Origin of the sequence: Chryseobacterium sp. Leaf394 (assembly GCF_001424105.1) — a bacterium.
In the GTDB taxonomy this organism is placed as follows: domain Bacteria; phylum Bacteroidota; class Bacteroidia; order Flavobacteriales; family Weeksellaceae; genus Chryseobacterium.
On record NZ_LMQH01000004.1, the window covers coordinates 277,613 to 295,924 of the forward strand.

The window sequence follows — 18,312 nt, forward strand, 5'->3', positions numbered from 1 at the left end:
AAAAATTTATCAAATAAATACTATAACGCAAAAAGTCATTTTTTAGTTTATCATTAAAACATTATCTTTGCGCCACAAAATTTAAACGAATATAAACATTTATAAATTTAAATAAAAAATAATAGATATTATGTCTTATACACCAGTAGCTGCAGACGTAGCAAAATTGAGAAACCAAACCGGTGCAGGTATGATGGACTGCAAGAAAGCTTTAGTAGAAGCTGAAGGAGATTTCGAAAAAGCAGTAGATATCCTTAGAAAAAAAGGACAGAAAGTAGCTGCAAACAGAGCAGACAGAGATTCTTCTGAAGGTGCTGTAATCGCAAGAGTAAACGAAGATAACACTTTAGGTGTTGTAATCTCTCTAAATTGCGAGACTGACTTCGTTGCTAAAAACGAAGCGTTCATCGAGTTGGCTTACGAATTGGCTGAAATGGCTATTTTCGCTGCTACTAAAGAAGAATTATTGGCTACAGATTTCCACGGAATGACTGTTGCAGACAAATTGATCGAGCAAACTGGAGTTATCGGTGAGAAAATTGAGATTGGTGCATTCGAAAGAATCACAGGTCCTTTCCTTGGAGCTTACATCCACGCTGGAAACAAAATCGCTGCAATCACTGCACTTTCTGCTAAAGTAGACGGAGCTGACGAAGCTGCAAAATCTGTTTCTATGCAGGCTGCTGCTATGAACCCAATTGCTCTTGACGAAACTAAAGTTTCTCAGGAAACAATCGACAAAGAATTGGAAATCGAAAGACACAAACTTACTGAAGAAGGTAAGCCTGCAAACATTATCGACAATATCCTTAAAGGTAAAATGCAGAGATTCTACAAAGACAACACTTTGGTTCACCAGGATTTCATCAAAGACAGCTCAATGTCTGTTGCTGATTACGTAAAATCTGTAAACGGAGATCTTAAAGTAACTGGATTTATCAGAGTTAGCTTATAAGAACTTTTTAAGTTTAAAAATATCAGTCCCGATGAAGTTTTTCGCCGGGACTTTTTTATTATCGAATCTGTTATTATATCAAAGAATTATTATATTTAAACTAATCAATTCCCTTCTGAATGAAAACAAATAAAAAGATGTAAAAAATTGATTATTAATATGTAAATTTGCCTCCCTATAATTTCTGTATGAAAAGATTTTTACTAAGTATTTTTGCATTTTTGTGTTTATCCCTTAATGCTCAGCTTGATACCGATCACTGGTTTGCCCCGATGGCAGCAAAGGCAGGAACTGCTAATTTACAGAGCGTACTCTATCTTTCTACTAATGAAACGACGCCATTCAGCGTTCAGATTTATAATAACAATACCGTTTTTACAACAGTCCAGGTGAGCAAAAATAATCCTGCTCAGGTAAGTATTCCCGAAGGATTTATGTTTGCCACCGATCAGGCAGATCTTTTCACCCCTAACTCCATGGGTATTTTTGTGAAAGGAAGTAAAAGATTTTTTGCCAATTTCAGATTTTCTGTAACCAATCACGCGGAAATCATCACTTCGAAAGGTCTTGCGAGTCTTGGAACCACTTTTTATGCAGCTATGGCTCCGCTCACGGGAAACAACTACTACATCAATTCCATGATCGGAATTACAGCTACGGAAGACAATACAAATGTTGTAGTTTCAGGATATAATCCCAACGTACTTTTCAGCGACGGAATTTCGGCACCAACCAGAACATTTACTTTAAATAAAGGACAGTCGTATATCCTGGATGCTGTAAGTTCTGATGCAGCTGAAAACATGAACGGACTTGTAGGAGCAAAAATCGAATCTACAAAACCAATCTCTGTTACCAACGGTAATTTTAACGGGATTTACACCAATAATAATTTCACAAACAACGATATTTTGATGGATCAGGCTGTTCCGGTGGATAAGCTTGGAAAAGATTTCGCTCTGGTAAAAGGCAATGGTTCACTTACAACAGGAATGGAAACGGCTCTGATTGTAGCCACAGAAAATAATACAACATTTACCATTAACGGAACGGCGTCGGGCGTGACTTTAAATGCGGGACAATATTTCCTGCTTCCTGTTAACTATTATATTCTTCAGGGAAATGGAGTGTATAATATGGGAATCACAGCTACCAAAAATGTTTATGTTTATCAGCTGCTTGCCGGTGCGAGTTCCGGAACGGAATATGCTACAGGAGGTTTTAATTTTATTCCGCCATTAAGCTGTTTTATGCCCAATCAGATTGATGAAATTGCTCAAATCAACAGAATCGGCAACACGACTTACGCTACAAAGCTCAATATTCTTACGCAGACCGGAGCAACAGTTACAATAAATGGCGCCAATGTAGCTGCAACGACCGGCCCTTATCCGGTACCGGGAAATGCAAATTGGGTAACTTATTCTGTCCCGAACGTAACAGGTAATATCACTGTAAACTCTACAAAATCTGTTACAGCTGGAATTGCAGCAGGAAGCGGTGCCGTAGGTTACGGTGGTTACTTCGCAGGATTTTCTTCTGTACCGGCGATTACAAAAACAGGAGACTGTTATTTGGGTGTAGTACTTCAGGTAGACAGCAGTTATGATGCTTATCAGTGGTTTTTAAACGGGCAACCTATATCAGGAGCAACATCGTATTCAATAAATCCTGAAACATATGGGCCTGGCAATTACACCTGCCAGATTACTAAAAACAACTGTGAGACAAAGCTGACAGCAATCTACGCCTACACAAGCTGCCCGGCGATTCCTACAGCAACCTACACGATAGGAAGCTGCCAAAACAAACAGATTAGTCCAACACTTGTGATTTCCACTCAAACTATGGTTCCTTCAAGCGTTACTGTGGTTCAGACACCTGTTTCCGGTGCAACATCTGTAAATTCTTCTACAGGACAAATTACTTATACGCCAAACGCAACTTTAACAGCGGATGTGGCAGACAGTTTTATCTATTCAGTTCAGGGAAATGGCAACCCTGCTGACATTGAATATTTTAAAGTCATCATTAACGTTGATGTATTGCAGATAAATAATGCAACATTATCTGTCTGCACCAATGCCAACGGAGCAGGAACTTTTAACCTGAATTCGGCCGTTTTAACTTCGGATACAGGCACCACAACAACCTATTATGCAGATTCGGCACTGGCCATTCCTATCGGAAATGCCAACAGCTACAGCAGCAGTGCAACAACAGTTTACGCGAATGTAACCTCGCAATATGGATGCTCGAAAGTGGCTCAGATTACCCTTGATTTAAATCAATCACCGAATATCAATACAGCAAACTTCAATGCCAATCTGTGTGATGATAATTTAGATGGAATTATTAACGTTAACTTCACAACTGTTACACCGCAAATAGTAACCAACTCAGCCAATTTCACAGTAAAATATTACTTAAGTCAGGCTGATGCAACTGCAGGAAATAATACAAACCTTCCAAACAACTGGACCTACACTGCGAATACTACGGTTTACGTAAGAGTGGAGTCTACAAACGGCTGTCCACCCGCCTTCGGACAGATCAACTTCACCATTGGAACGAAAATTACATTACTCACACAGGATTACAGCACTTTAGTCTGTGACACCAACTGGGATGGGACTGAGAATGTAGATTTAAACAATTTCAAAAATAATTTCACTGCTGATCCTGCTGTTTCTCTTTCTTTTTACAGCACTTTAGCAAATGCTCAGAATGGAACCACTGCGATCAGTTCAAATCAGACAATCGCACCTTCGCAGGTTTTTTATGTGAGATTTCAAAGCACAAACGGTTGCCCGAATGTAGCGAAACTTACTTTAACTTTAGATCAGATTGTAACATCAAATGCTACATTAACTGCTTGTGGTGACGCTGCCGGAAATGCAAGCTTTAACCTTACGACTGCAGTTGTAACAAGTACGGCAGGTACTGCAATTACCTATTTTGGCGATGCCGCACTTACAATTCCACTTTTACCACCTACAAATGTTGTTTCCTGGGGTACGACTGTATATGCCAAAGTAACTTCAACATTCGGGTGTACCAGAGTGGCACAGATAGCTTTAGTCGTTAATCCTTCACCTAACATCAATACCGCCAATTTTAACGGAGCTATTTGCGATGACAATCTTGACGGAACTGTAAATGTGACTTTCTCTGCGATCACGCCTCAGATTGTAACCAATTCAGGAAGTTTTACCGTTAAATATTACCTCACGGCGGCAGCAGCTACAGCCGGAGGAAACAATAATCTTCCAAATAACTGGACGTACACTGCAAATCCAACAGTTTTTGTAAGAGTGGAATCTGCAAATGGATGTCCACCTGTTTTCGGGCAAATTAATTTTACTGTTGGAGCAAAAATTAATTTAATTACGAACAATGTAATCACTCAGGTGTGCGATCTTGATTTAAGCGGATCTGAATCTGTTAATTTAAATGACTACAAAAATCTGTTTACGGCAGATCCTTCAGTTTCATTAACCTTTTACTCAAGTTTAGCCAATGCTCAGAATGGCACGGCTGCAATTAATGCGATTCAGAACATCACCGGTTCACAGATATTTTTTGTAAGATTTACCAGTGCAAATGGTTGTCCTGTAGTTGGTCAGATAAGCATCACAGTGAAGGCAGGAAAAAAATCTGATATTCTGAAAAATCAAATCGTCTGTCCGGGACAGCGGGCTGTTTTGGATGCCGGAGCAGGATTCACTTCATATTTATGGAATACAGGAGCAACCACACAGACAATCTTGGCTGGCGAGGGAAATTATTATGTTGATCTGACATTCAATGGATGCGTTTACAGACAAAATGTAACAGTAACGACTTCGGTTTTACCAACGATCACAGGCATCAATGTAACAGCAGGAACAGCTACAATCAATGTAAGTGGCGGAACACCTCCGTATCTATATTCCATCAATGGATTTGACTATCAGACCAGCAATATTTTTACCGGACTTTCGAGAGGACCATACAAAGCATACGTAAAAAGCGCAGACGGCTGTGAGCCAATCGTAAAAGATTTCCTGATCATCAACCTTATCAACGCCATCACACCCAACGGCGATGGACATAATGATTACTTGGATTACACCGATCTTCAGATAAAACAGAATGTAAGTATTGAGGTGGTGGACAGATACGGCGCACCACTCTACAGATCCACAGGCAAGAATTACAAATGGGACGGAAGAGCCGGAAACAGAAACCTGCCAACCGGAACCTACTGGTATGTGATCAAATGGACAGAGCCTGATACGAAGCTGCCGGTTTCTTATTCTGGATGGTTATTAATAAAGAATCGAGAATAATCTTTAACTTTTTGTTAATATATTTTAATTATATCTTAATTTTTTGTGTTACTTTTGTAGAAATCCTAATTCCAACTCCTATGAAAAAATTTCTACTAAGTTTTGCATTAGTGTTTCTGACGTTTACCAGTCTGTTTGCCCAAAAAGACACTGAGCACTGGATTGCACCATTTTATGACAGTTCCTTAACTTCATATAATCATGCTTTGTATTTTTCAACTGATCAGACAACGCCTTTTGAGGTGAAAATTTACAGCAATAATGTGCAGATTGGTGCTGTTACAATTTCTAAGGGTAATCCCCAGCACTTTAATATTCCGACAGTATCAACTGACATTGTCGAGGTTTCAACTCCTGCAGATGCTTTTGTACCCATAAATAAAGGTATTTATACACAAGGTGATAAAGGATATTTTTTAACCCTGAGAATTTATAATGGTTCGCATGGTGAAATTTTAACTTCGAAAGGAAAAGCCGGTATCGGAAAAACTTTCTATGCAGCGAATGCCCCTATAACCAACACTACTGTATCAAGTTATAATTTCACAACAGGAATTATGGCTACTGAAAACAATACTGCAGTAACAGTGTCAGGTTTTGATCCGGCAGTTAATTTTATCAATAACGGTCCAGTAACCGGCAACATTACTTTCACGCTTAACAAGGGACAGTCTTACATTCTTGCAGGAACAGCAGGCACATCTGCCAATCATACAGGATTCATTGGAGCAAAAATTTCGGCTGACAAGCCAGTTTCGGTAACTAACGGAAATTCTAATGGATTTTACGCAAACGGAAGCGGAACAGACGGATCCGACTTAATCTTAGACCAATCTGTACCTATAGACCGTTTAGGAAAAGAGTTTGCTATGATCAGAACATTAGGCGCACATGGTACGGGATTCAACATGGAGGGCGGTCTTGTAATAGCAACCGAAAATAATACAGAAGTATATTTAAATAATGGTTTAACTCCAGTGGCAACTCTTAACGAAGGAGATTTCTACCGAATTCTGGATTCCGGATATGTACAACAGGGTACTTCCACCCATTACAACATTTATGTGCGAACTACTAAAAATGCTTATCTGTATCAATTTGTTTCAGGAAATAGTAATACAAGAAACAATGGTGGCTACAATTATATTCCACCATTGAACTGCTTCCTACCTAGAAAAATTGAAGAGATTGGAAAGATCACAGAAATGCCGACAAGTGCCCTAGGATCAGGCACTCCAACATCTACGTTTCTTTTAAAACTTAATATTATTACCGAAGCAGGAGCTACTGTTACTTACAGCGTCGATGGCGGAGCACCTATTACTCCGACCGCAGCGCAGGGACCGTACGCACTTTTGGGAAATTCGAACTGGGTAACCTACGATATTCCGGGAATTACCGGTAACTTAACGATCCAGTCTAATAAGGCAGTAACTGCGGGTGTAAACGGAGGATACAGCTCGGCGGGATATGGTGGCTTCTTTGCAGGCTTCAATTCAGTTCCTGTAATCGCAAAGCAAACAGGAGACTGTATTCCGGGGATTATTCTTGAGGTTGACAGTGGCTACGACACTTATCAATGGTACCTGAACGGAGTTGCTGTTCCGGGAGCTACTTCCAACACATACACACCGACAGCATCAGGAAACTATACAGTAACGGTTACAATGGGAACATGTCCACCATTGACGACGCCTATTTATAAAGTGTTTACATGTTTAACGCAAACAGTAAAGAATTTAAACATCTGCGGATCTACAACAATTACTCCTACTTTCTCAAGTTCTACGCAAACGCCGGTAGCCGGTAGTGTTACAATAATTACACAGCCTACTCACGGTACAGCCACGGTGAACACTGCGACAGGAGTTATTACTTATGTACCAACTGCAGGATATTTAGGCCCAGATACCATTGTTTATCAATTTTGCGGAAATGCAGCAGAATTTGTAGACTGTGAAAAGATTACTCTCAATCTCACATTAGTTCCATTTGTTGTGAACGATAAAACCTTAACATCCTGTCAGTATACTGATAAAGCAAGTTTTGATCTAACCACTGCAAATGTTATTGATTACACTGGTGTTACTAAAACATATTATCCAACACTCAACGATCTTAATACAAATCAAAATGTTATTACAGATCCAACGGCGTACCTTTCTGCAGGAGGCTTTGTTTACGTAAAAGTTACTACACCGGAAGGCTGTAAAGCAAATGCAAAAATTACGCTGATCGCTATTCCGATCAAGAAGTCAGCACAATTGGTAGACAAAGTTATTTGTATTGACGGAAGAACAGATCTGGATGCAGGCCCGGGATACAGCAGTTATTTATGGAATACGGGAGCTACTACCTCATCTATTCTTGGAGTTCCGGTAGGAGAATATTGGGTAAAACTTGAAAACAACGGATGTTTTGTACAGCAGTTTGTGAGAGTAATCAAAGCTCAGGAGCCGGTTATCACATCAATTGATATCAACAACACAACAGCTACTGTAAATGTCAGCGGAGGAAAAGCACCTTACAAATATGCAGTTGACGGAGCAGCGGCATGGCAGGATTCTAATGTGTTCACAGGTCTTTCCAGAGGGCAGCATACCTTCTATGTGAAAGATTCTTATAACTGTGCTCCGGTGGCAGTAGAAGTTACAGTTCCTAATCTGATCAACGCCATCACACCTAATGGAGATAATGTAAATGATTTTATAGATTACAGCGCATTGAAATACAAAGAAAACTTAAGCTTTGTTATCTACGATCGTTATGGCAACAAAATCTTTACAGGAGACAAATTCAACAACTATAAATGGGATGGTAAATTCTTTGAAAAAGGCGTGGTAACCGGAACTTACTGGTATCACATCAACTGGAATGAGCCAAATACACAGAAAACGCCAATCAAGTATACCGGTTGGATCTTAGTTAAGAACCGAGAATAATAAATAATAATTTTCTGAATAAAATTAAATGCCGTGGTCTTGATCACGGCATTTTTTTAATGTTCACTTTTTCAGATATTAAATGCTGACTTAAGTTAATTTTTTATTTAAGTATAATAAACTTTATTTAAAATATACTTTGTGTTCAAACCACTTTATTTACAATCATGTTTAAATTTTAAACCTAAAAATTCAATTTTAATCTCGCATTATTTAAAATTAAAAACATATTATTACGGAAAATTCATTATTTTTGCGAAAATCCTAATTCTGCTTATGAAAAAATTTCTACTAATTCTATTATTGATGATCTCCTCGGTCAATCTATTTGCGCAGCGAGATACAGAGCACTGGATTGCACCTTATTATGCAACCACAGCCGTTACCAGACAGTCACTTTATCTTTCTACAGATTCGGTGACACCTTTTCAGGTAACAATATACAGCAACAATGTCGTTTTGGGAACTGTAACAATCAGTAAAAACAATCCGGAAACTTATGTAGTTCCTAATTCAAACATGTCCGCGACAAGTGTAAGTGAAGGTTTTGCAGTAATTAACAAAGGTCTGTACCTTAATGGTACGAAGCCATTTTACTGCACGCTAAGGATGGTGAACGATACACAGCATGCCGAGGTTCTTACCAGCAAAGGTAAGGCTGGAATCGGTACAGAGTTTTTTGTTGCCAGCACTCCATCCACACAATTGGCATCTAACAATTTTTCTGCCGGCGTTTTGGCTACAGAAGACAACACAACAGTCACTGCTACCTGGAGCGCTACCGCGTCATTTACTTTTTTTGGAGCTACTCCTGCAACGAACACACATACTTTTGTACTAAATAAAGGCCAGTCTTTCATTTTTGCGGGGCCAATATCTCCTACTGTTCCATTCATGGGAGCAAAAATTGTATCAGACAAGCCAATTACACTCACCAATGGCAACGTAACAGCAAACTTCGGAAACAATACCAATTCCGGAAGAGATATCATATTAGATCAATCTGTACCTACAAGCAGGCTCGGAAATACCTTTGCTATGGTAAGAACAAGATCTACACTGGCAGACCTTGAAGGGGGTATTATTGTAGCAACAGAAAATAATACTGAAATATATCTGAATGGTTCAGCAACTCCAATAGCTACTTTAAATCAGGGCCAGTGGTACAGAATTTCCGGAAGCAACTATGTTGTGCAGGCAGGAGGATCGCATGCGAATATGATGATCAGCACTACAAAAAATGTTTATTTATATCAACTTGTTTCTGTTGATAATGACAGTGCTACATGCGGATTCAATTATATACCGCCATTAAACTGCTTCTTACCGAGAAAAATAGATGAAATTGGCAAGGTTGGGCAAATGCCTACAGGAGCTTTAGGAGCAAGTGTGATTCCTACCGGGACCATTGTAAAACTGAATATTCTAACTGAAGTGGGAGCTACTGTAACCTATACCGTAAATGGAGGCGCCCCCTTGACTCCAACAGCAGCACAGGGTCCCTTTCCTCTATCCGGAAATACAAACTGGGTAACGTATGCAATTCAACCCATCACAGGAAATATTGCAATTCAGTCGAACAAAGCTGTTACAGCCGGAATTAACGGTGGACACAGTACTTCGGGTTACGGAGGATATTTTGCAGGGTTCTCATCAATACCTTTGATTGCGAAGCAGACCGGAGACTGTATCCCGGGGCTTGTCCTGGAAGTGGATGACGGTTATGATACATATCAATGGTACAGAAATGATGTTGCAATTCCGGGGGCGACTGCTTACTCATATACACCAACAATTGCCGGAAATTATACAGTTAGAATCACAGTAGGCTCATGTGCACCGGCAACTACTCCTGTGTATAAAGTTTTCACATGTTTACAGCAGACTACAGATGCAAAAACGGTTTGTGAAGGGTATTATAATGTTGTACCTCAGTTTACAAGTTCAACACAGACTTATGTACCGTCAACAGTTACAATCGTAACACCTCCAACAAACGGAACGGCAATCATTAATCCAACCACCGGTGTGATAGGATATACTCCGAACTTCGGATACGTAGGAACAGACACAATAACTTATAAATTCTGCGGAAACGACCCTGAATTTGTAGACTGTGAGCAAATTACGCTTACGTTCACAATTTCAGAAAGCCCGACAGTAACTAATGCTACTTTGAGATCTTGTTTCTTACCAAACAATGTTTCTACAGCATTATTTGATCTTACAGCGGCAAACGTAACTCTTCAGACAGGAACATCTAAGAAATACTACCCTTCTTTAACGGATGCTCAGAATCAGACTAATGAAATTACAGTTCCTGATAATTATGTTGCACCAAACGGAGTTGTTTATGTACGGGTGAGCAATACCAACGGATGCTACAGAGTTGCCGTTATTACATTAATTGTACTTCCTCCTGTATATTCTACAGTTTTGGTGGATAAAGAAATATGTATTGAAGACAGAACCACACTTGATGCCGGAGCAGGCTTCGACGGATATGCGTGGAGCAACGGAGATACTACACAAACTATCAGCAACATTACAGTAGGTAATTACTGGGTTGATCTGCAGACAGGTGACTGTACTACAAGACAGAATGTAACGGTTTATCCTACGCAACAGCCTGTAGTTACAAATATTGAAGTGTCAGGTACAACGGTTACTGTAAACGTTGTGGGAGGTACTGCCCCATATCAGTATTCAATTGATAATATCAACTGGCAGGATTCTAATGTCTTCACAGATATTACCAGAGGGGATATAACTGTTTATGTGAAAGACAACTTCAATTGTGTACCTCAACAGGTGAACGTTACAGTACCAAATATTATCAACGTAATTACTCCGAATAATGACGGTGTAAATGATGTTTTAGATTATTCATCATTAGCTCATAAACCTAATCTTACCTTCTCGATCTTCGACCGTTACGGTGTGAAAATATTTGAAGGAAACAAAGACAAAGGTTATAAATGGGACGGAACGGTAGTTGGCAAGAGAATCTCTACCGGAAATTACTGGTTCAGCATTTCATGGAACGAAAACAACAGAACTCAAACTCCTGTGAAATTCTCAGGTTGGGTTCTTGTAAAAAACAGAGAATAGTAATTAATTTTCATCAATAATTAAAAACCACAGTCTTCAGGCTGTGGTTTTTTGCGTTATTTTAAACATTTAATAAAAATTAATTATTAAATTTGTAGAAACCGTATCTCCGATGAAGAAAATTCTATCCTTTTTTCTTTTAATCTTCATATATTCCGTTTCGCTGGCACAGCTTGACCGTGAGCATTGGTTTGCACCGATGGTAGACCGTACCGGAAATCCTAATCCATATCAGACTTTATATCTTTCAACCAGCAGAACTACGCCGTTTCCTGTAACTATTTACAACAACAATACGGTAATCGGTACAGTGATTATCAGCAAAAACAATCCTCAGAAGTTTGATGTTTTACGGAATTATATTATTACGACGGTTCAGACAGACTTATTTACTACTACAACAAAAGGTTTATATCTAAAAGCAGAATTTCCGTTTTATGCCAACTTAAGATTTTCTGTATTTAATCACGGAGAAATTATTACTTCTAAAGGAATTCCTTCTACAGGAACCACCTTTCATGCGGCGAGCGCTCCCATTACTGTCAGCAATGGGATACTCAATTTTATGACGAGTGTACTTGCCACAGAAGACAATACTACGGTAACGATTTCGGGATATAAAACTACTGTGCAGTTCTCCAATGGTACTACCGGCACTACCAATCCCACTTTAACATTTACTTTAAATAAAGGTCAGTCCTACATCATTGACGGAAACGGGACTTTTCCAGGAAACTGGGATGGTTTTATCGGAGCTAAAATACAGTCCAACAAACCAGTAAATGTCACCAACGGAAATTTCAACGGACAGTATGCCGGAAATATTCCGCTGAGTTCAGATATTCTGATGGATCAGTCTGTTCCTGTAAGCCGTTTGGGAAGCGAGTTTGCCCTTGTAAAAGGAAACGGTAGCATCGGTTCAAATATGGAAGGTGCACTGGTGATTGCAACGGAAAACAACACACAGATTTTTGTGAATAATGAAGGGTTACCGCTTGCGACACTTAATACCGGACAGTATTTTGTAGTTCCGAGTTCAAAATATATTTTACAGGGCTCCGGACATTATAATCTCTATTTAAAAACAACTAAAAATGCCTATGTCTACCAGACTTTAGCCGGAAATTCTTCGGCTGCTGATGAGGTAGCTACCGGTGGCTTCAATTTTATTCCTGCATTAAACTGTTATCTGCCTAAACAGATCAATGAGCTCGGATTTATCAATGAAAATTTCGTTCATACCGGAGTCAATCCTTCGGGGATACTAAATATTCCGACAAAATTAAATTTAATCACTGAAAGAGATGCCGTTGTTACCATTAACGGAGTTCCACCACCAGCAGGAACAGGCCCTTTTACCATGACAGGAACTTCAAGCTGGGTAACTTACGGAATTCCCAATGTTACAGGAACACTCACAATAGTTTCTACAAAAGCCATTACTGCAGGAATTAATGCGGGAAGTGACGCCGTAGGTTACGGTGGATTTTTTGCAGGATTTCCCACTCAACCGGTTATTTTAAAATCCGGCACATGTATTCCGGGAGTTGTGCTCACGGTAGATCCTATTATTTATGACACCTACCAGTGGTTCAGAAACGGAACTGCAATTCCAGGTGCTAACGGAACTTCTTATACCCCTGTCCAGTCAGGAAATTACACCGTGTCGGTAACGATGGGTAGCTGTGCTCCTTTGGTTTCAGTGGCTATCCCAATACAAAACTGTACAAAACTGACCAGTGAAAGTTTTAACATCTGTACTGCGAAAATATTTACTCCTGCGTTTTCAAGTTCCACTCAAATGCCGGTTCCATCTACGGTCTCTATTGTTACCAATCCTTCGCTTGGAACAGCAGTACTTAATACTACTACAGGAGTCATCACCTACACCGTTACCAATCCTACAACTGCCGGAACAGACACATTCTCCTATACTTTCTGCGGTAATGACCCAGATTTCCCTGATTGTGAAACAGTGACGGTAACTTTAAATATTGCACCTGTGACTGTGACCAATACGACACTCACAGCCTGCAGTGTAAACGGGATTGCTACATTTGACCTCACTACCGCCAATGTAACCACAAACACACCGGTTGTAAAGACTTATTATACAAGTTTGGCAGCAGCTCAGACAGAGAATCCAGCAGGACTTATTTCTCTTCCGACAAACTATCCCGCATCAGCAGGAACAATTGTCTATGCACTTGTAAAAAATAATGCCGGCTGCAGCAATATCGCACAGATAACACTCAATCATTTTCCCACCATCAATATTATACCTAATCACAACAACGCTCTCTGTGATGAAAATTTAGATGGAACAGTAAATGTTGTTTTATCAGACATCACCCCTATCATCCTTACCAATTCTGCCTATTTTACTAATGTAAGTTACTACGCAAATCTTAGCGATGCGATGAATGGAAACAACAATACTTTGCCAAACAACTGGAGCTATTCTGCCAATACAACAATCTACGTAAGAGTTACATCTCCCGATGGCTGTGGCTCTGTGGTACAGTGGGTTTCTTTCAGTATCGGAACCAAACTTTCATTACTGGCAACATCTGCGAGCCAAAATTATTGTGACGATGATTTAGATGGTTCAAAACAACTGAATCTTTCGCAGTTTGTAAGTCAGTTTACGACTGATCCGTTAGTTGCCGTGAGCTATCATGCAACTTTGGCCGATGCCCAAAATGATGTGTCACCAATCAGCAGTACCGTTATTCTTACAGGAACTCAGACTTATTATTTAAGATTCAAAAAAAGTGGATTCTGTTCAAATGTTGCGTCAATCACATTAACTTTAAAAATTCCGAAAAAATCGGATATTCTGGCTGATAAAACAATCTGCCCTAAAGCAACCACTACATTAGATGCAGGATCTGGTTTTACTTCTTACAACTGGAGCACGGGTGCAACAACACCGGCTATTTCAAATGTTACTGTAGGTAATTACTGGGTGGATCTCACTTTTGACGGCTGTACATACAGACAGTTTGTAAGCGTGTCTGAATCTTCCCCGCTAGTGATCACCTCACTGGATATCAACGGAACAACGGTTACCGTTACTGCAACAGGTGGAAATCCTCCTTACGAATATTCTCTCGATGGTTTCAACTGGCAGGCATCGAATGTTTTCAAAGAAGTGCCTACAGGTAACCATATTCTTTATGTGCGTGATTCTCAGCAATGCGAAGTGGTACAGCAAACTTTTGTGATCATCAATCTGATCAACACCATCACTCCAAACGGTGACTCTGTAAATGATGTAATAGACTATTCAGCTCTGATGAATAAAGAAAACCTTGTCTTCAGAATCTTCGACAGGTATGGAGCCGAACAGTTCCGCGGAACACCGCAAAACAGGTTTACATGGGACGGAATGGTGAAAGGAAGACACGTTTCTACAGCCACATATTGGTATTTCATTTCATGGACTGAAAATAAAATTGTCAATGTGAAATACACGAGTTGGCTGCTTGTAAAAAACCGAAATGACAGCCTCTGGGATAAATAATCCTGCTTAAATAACAATAATTAACAGTTTGCCGCGAAGTTTAATATAACTTTAACCCCTTTTTCGTCTGTATCAGGCAAAAAATAAATATAATGTTATGTAATTTTGCATCATTATATGAAGAAGATTATTACTCTTTTGTTTCTGGGTTTCATCGCTCAGATCAATGCGCAACTCTATTCCGGTGAAGTTTTTTTAAGAGACAATTCGCAGATGTATCTTAATCAGGTATACGTTACCAATCTGAAGACCATGCAGACTGTACTGGCCAACTATAACGGTAATTTTCAGTTATCTGCCAGTGAAGGTGATGTAGTGAGATTTACCAGCATTGTTACCGAAAGAAAAGATATAAAAGTTACAGCCAATATGCTTTCAGGAAAAAATCTTGTCGAACTGATGATTGCGTACTACGACATTCAGGAAGTTGTGATCAGCAGATTCAGACCGACAGGAAATCTGAGGTTTGATGTAAATTCAATCCGGAAAGAAGACAAAAAATACGCACTTAAAAAAGTAATCGGACTTCCCGAGCCTAAAGGTGACGGAACTTCCCCTGAACTTCCTGTTGCAGGATTCCGCGATGGCGGACTTACATTCAGTATCGAAAGTATATTTGACATTCTTTCAGGAGAAAGAAAGAAAAAACAGCGATACGTAGCGTATGAGAGAATGAATTCTTCGGTGAATGAAATAAAAAATGTTTTAGGCACAGACTATTTCACTCGGCTTAAAATTCCTGAAAATTTAATTGATAACTTTCTTCATTTCGTTTATACTTCAGAGAACATTGAAGTTTACGTGCAGACCGGAAATTTTGACGCTATAAAAATGCCGATTGAAAAGTACCTTCCAATTTATCAGAGAAGATTAAAAAATTCTCATTTACAGGATATTATCAAAAATTAGACAGATTTAATTTTTAACAATTTTAATTTTTAGAGATCAAAATCAATAAAACATTAGCTGTAATCAAAAAAACGGAGAATTACAGCACACTGATTAATAACTTTTAAGATTAATTTAAATAATTCGTAAGGGATTGTCACACAACAGTTACTTTTAAAATCCTTATTTTTGAAAAAATTTGAAGCAAAAAAATCATTCAAAAACATGAAACATCTTTTTATTTTTCTTTTAACGCTATCCTTTTCAGGATTTTCGGCACAAAAAAAAGGAAAAGACTACAGCAATATTCTCAAAAGTAAAAGCATTTACGAAATCAACGCCTTTCTTCGGGATGCCCATCCTGACGATCCTAAGAGGGTAATTCTGAAACCAAGAGTAATGGCCATGATGAAGGAATACATCAGCAGCGCCGCGGATCCCAACGACAAAAAGGTAAAAGAGATGCAGGAAGATCTGGCAATGCTGAAGAGAAAACCTTCCACGAAAATTACGTTTGAAGAATTTAATCAGAAAATCAAAGACAAGCAGATCGCAAAATACCGTGCAATTCTTGCAACCAATAAAGTTCCGGTAAATTATACCAAAAGCAACAGGCAAAATGTTTATGTAACTGCAACTGCTGCGAATGCAAAAGCACCGGTAATTGCCGACACAGAAGCTGATGAATTTAATATGCTGATGGGAATGAGTTCTGCGGAACACAAAGACAAAACAGTAAAAATCCTGAATTCACTTTTTGATAACGACCCGAATTCAAAAGAAGCAATTGTGATGATTGAAAACAAATCAGACTGCAACATTATTGTAAGGATGGAAGGTATCGGCAACACAAAATACAGACTTGCCGTTCCTGCTCACGATGATAATTCTGTGGTAGTGGCAAAAGGCAATTATCTATTTACCAGTATTGTCTGCGGGGCTCAGTATGCATCGCAGAAGACGATCCAAAAGCCACTGATGGTAGCATTGGGAAGCTCAAAATAATCGGATAAAAATCTTAATATCAACTTAAAGAGACGCTTGCTGTCTCTTTTTTTGTATTTTTGCACCTTTGAAAAATGAAATATGGGCAAAAATAAACTAGCAAGATTTGCAGAAAACAAAACACTTCCAAACGTCGTGCAACCCACAAGAGAAGAAGCTCTAAACGGTTTTTCGCTGAAAGGAAACTGGAATAAAGATTTTTTTAAAAACGACAATCCTATCATACTTGAACTGGGCTGTGGCAAAGGCGAATATTCTGTAGGTCTCGCAAAAACTTTTACCGACAAAAATTTCATTGGAATAGACATCAAAGGAGCCAGATTCTGGTTTGGTGCGAAAGAAGCAGTGGATAATAATATGCACAACGTTGGTTTTCTGAGAAGTCAGATTGAGCTGGTAGAACATTATTTTGCTGAAAATGAAGTGGATGAAATCTGGATTACCTTCCCCGATCCACAAATAAAATACCGCAGAACCAAACACAGACTCACCCACCCCGATTTTCTGGAACGCTACAAAAAATTCCTTAAACCAGGCGGAATCATCCATCTGAAAACAGATTCAGAGTTTCTGCACGGCTATACTTTAGGCTACCTTCAGGGTGCAGGGCACGAAATCATTTCTGCCCATCATGACATCTACGGAGCGGCAGAATACGATCCGAACACTCCGCATCTGCGGGACATTAAAACTTATTATGAGGAACTTTTTTCTGCAAAGGGAAAAACGATAACCTACATAAAATTCAGGTTAAAAAAATAATTTCAAAAAACACAAATCCGATGAAGAAAATTCTGTTTCCGCTTGTTTTCTTCAGTCTCATCATTCAGTCATGTGTTACCAATGAGCACAGAGACAGCATTTTAAACAGTACAAATATAGCTGAGATTGAAGATTACATTTCAAAAGCACATCCTGAAGACCCTAAAAGAAGGGTTTTAAAACAACGCGTTATCGCCCTCAAAAATGCCGATTGGGTAAAAGGCAGAAAAGATGCAAAACCAATGGCCGCCAGACCAGTTATTCTTGATTTGCCTTCCAAAAATTCATTCAGAAAAAACTCTCCGGAGTCTGAAGCCATTTTTAAAAAGCTTTTAGCAGAAACTCCGGAAGAACACATGCTGAAAACAACAGAGCTTCTGAATGCTGTTTTTAATCAGGATATTACGAACAATGAAGTGATATTACTCCTGAAGAATAATTCAGACTGCAATCTCGTTCTTGAAATCTCAGGAAAGAAATTTTACAATCTTCCAGTTCCTTCCAAAGGCGAAAATTCTGTGGTTTTGGATAAAGACACCTACACCTTATCCGGGACGGTGTGTGATGTACCTTACAAAAGTGTAAAGCAGTTCAGCAAAGGAGCGGTTATCATCCTGAGCAATCCGGAAACAGTTAAAAAAGAAGAAATCCATACAGAAGTAGAGAAAACATCTGTTCCTAAGAAAAAGAAAACTTCAAAAAAGAAAAAATAACATTCTGACAATCTTCTTTAAAAAAAGTTTAAAATTTAAACCCTTTCACAATGCCTGTTGTAAAAGGGTTTTCGTTTTT

Annotated in this window: 9 protein-coding genes; all 9 read left to right on the forward strand. The window is 39.1% G+C overall.

Annotated elements, in window-relative coordinates:
• Positions 1–130: 130 nt before the first annotated feature.
• The 9 genes from tsf (at position 131) to ASG21_RS02070 (ending at position 18,233) form a co-directional block, all read left to right on the forward strand.
• Positions 131–955 carry a translation elongation factor Ts gene (tsf, locus tag ASG21_RS02030; RefSeq protein WP_056075108.1) on the forward strand — a complete coding sequence of 275 codons (825 nt, stop codon included), beginning with the start codon at positions 131–133 and terminating at the stop codon, positions 953–955.
• A 188-nt stretch (positions 956–1,143) separates the two neighbouring features.
• A complete protein-coding gene (locus tag ASG21_RS02035; protein ID WP_056075111.1) occupies positions 1,144–5,286 on the forward strand; it encodes a T9SS type B sorting domain-containing protein in 4,143 nt (1,380 codons plus the stop codon).
• 80 nt (positions 5,287–5,366) lie between these two features.
• Positions 5,367–8,228 (forward strand): gliding motility-associated C-terminal domain-containing protein, encoded by a 2,862-nt coding sequence (locus tag ASG21_RS02040; protein ID WP_056075114.1) that lies wholly within the window; start codon positions 5,367–5,369, stop codon positions 8,226–8,228.
• A 276-nt stretch (positions 8,229–8,504) separates the two neighbouring features.
• Complete coding sequence (locus ASG21_RS02045) at positions 8,505–11,339, forward strand: T9SS type B sorting domain-containing protein (RefSeq protein ID WP_056075255.1); 2,835 nt, start codon at positions 8,505–8,507, stop codon at positions 11,337–11,339.
• 112 nt (positions 11,340–11,451) lie between these two features.
• Positions 11,452–14,865, forward strand: coding sequence for a T9SS type B sorting domain-containing protein (locus ASG21_RS02050; protein WP_056075117.1), 3,414 nt, complete (start codon positions 11,452–11,454; stop codon positions 14,863–14,865).
• A gap of 117 nt (positions 14,866–14,982) precedes the next feature.
• Complete coding sequence (locus tag ASG21_RS02055; RefSeq protein WP_056075118.1) at positions 14,983–15,774, forward strand: hypothetical protein; 792 nt, start codon at positions 14,983–14,985, stop codon at positions 15,772–15,774.
• Positions 15,775–15,978: 204 nt separating this feature from the next.
• Positions 15,979–16,758 carry a DUF6759 domain-containing protein gene (locus ASG21_RS02060; protein WP_056075121.1) on the forward strand — a complete coding sequence of 260 codons (780 nt, stop codon included), beginning with the start codon at positions 15,979–15,981 and terminating at the stop codon, positions 16,756–16,758.
• 81 nt (positions 16,759–16,839) lie between these two features.
• Positions 16,840–17,520, forward strand: a complete 681-nt coding sequence (gene trmB / locus ASG21_RS02065) for a tRNA (guanosine(46)-N7)-methyltransferase TrmB (protein WP_056075126.1) — start codon at positions 16,840–16,842, stop codon at positions 17,518–17,520.
• Positions 17,521–17,540: 20 nt separating this feature from the next.
• Positions 17,541–18,233 carry a DUF6759 domain-containing protein gene (locus ASG21_RS02070; RefSeq protein WP_128414188.1) on the forward strand — a complete coding sequence of 231 codons (693 nt, stop codon included), beginning with the start codon at positions 17,541–17,543 and terminating at the stop codon, positions 18,231–18,233.
• Positions 18,234–18,312 lie beyond the last annotated feature (79 nt).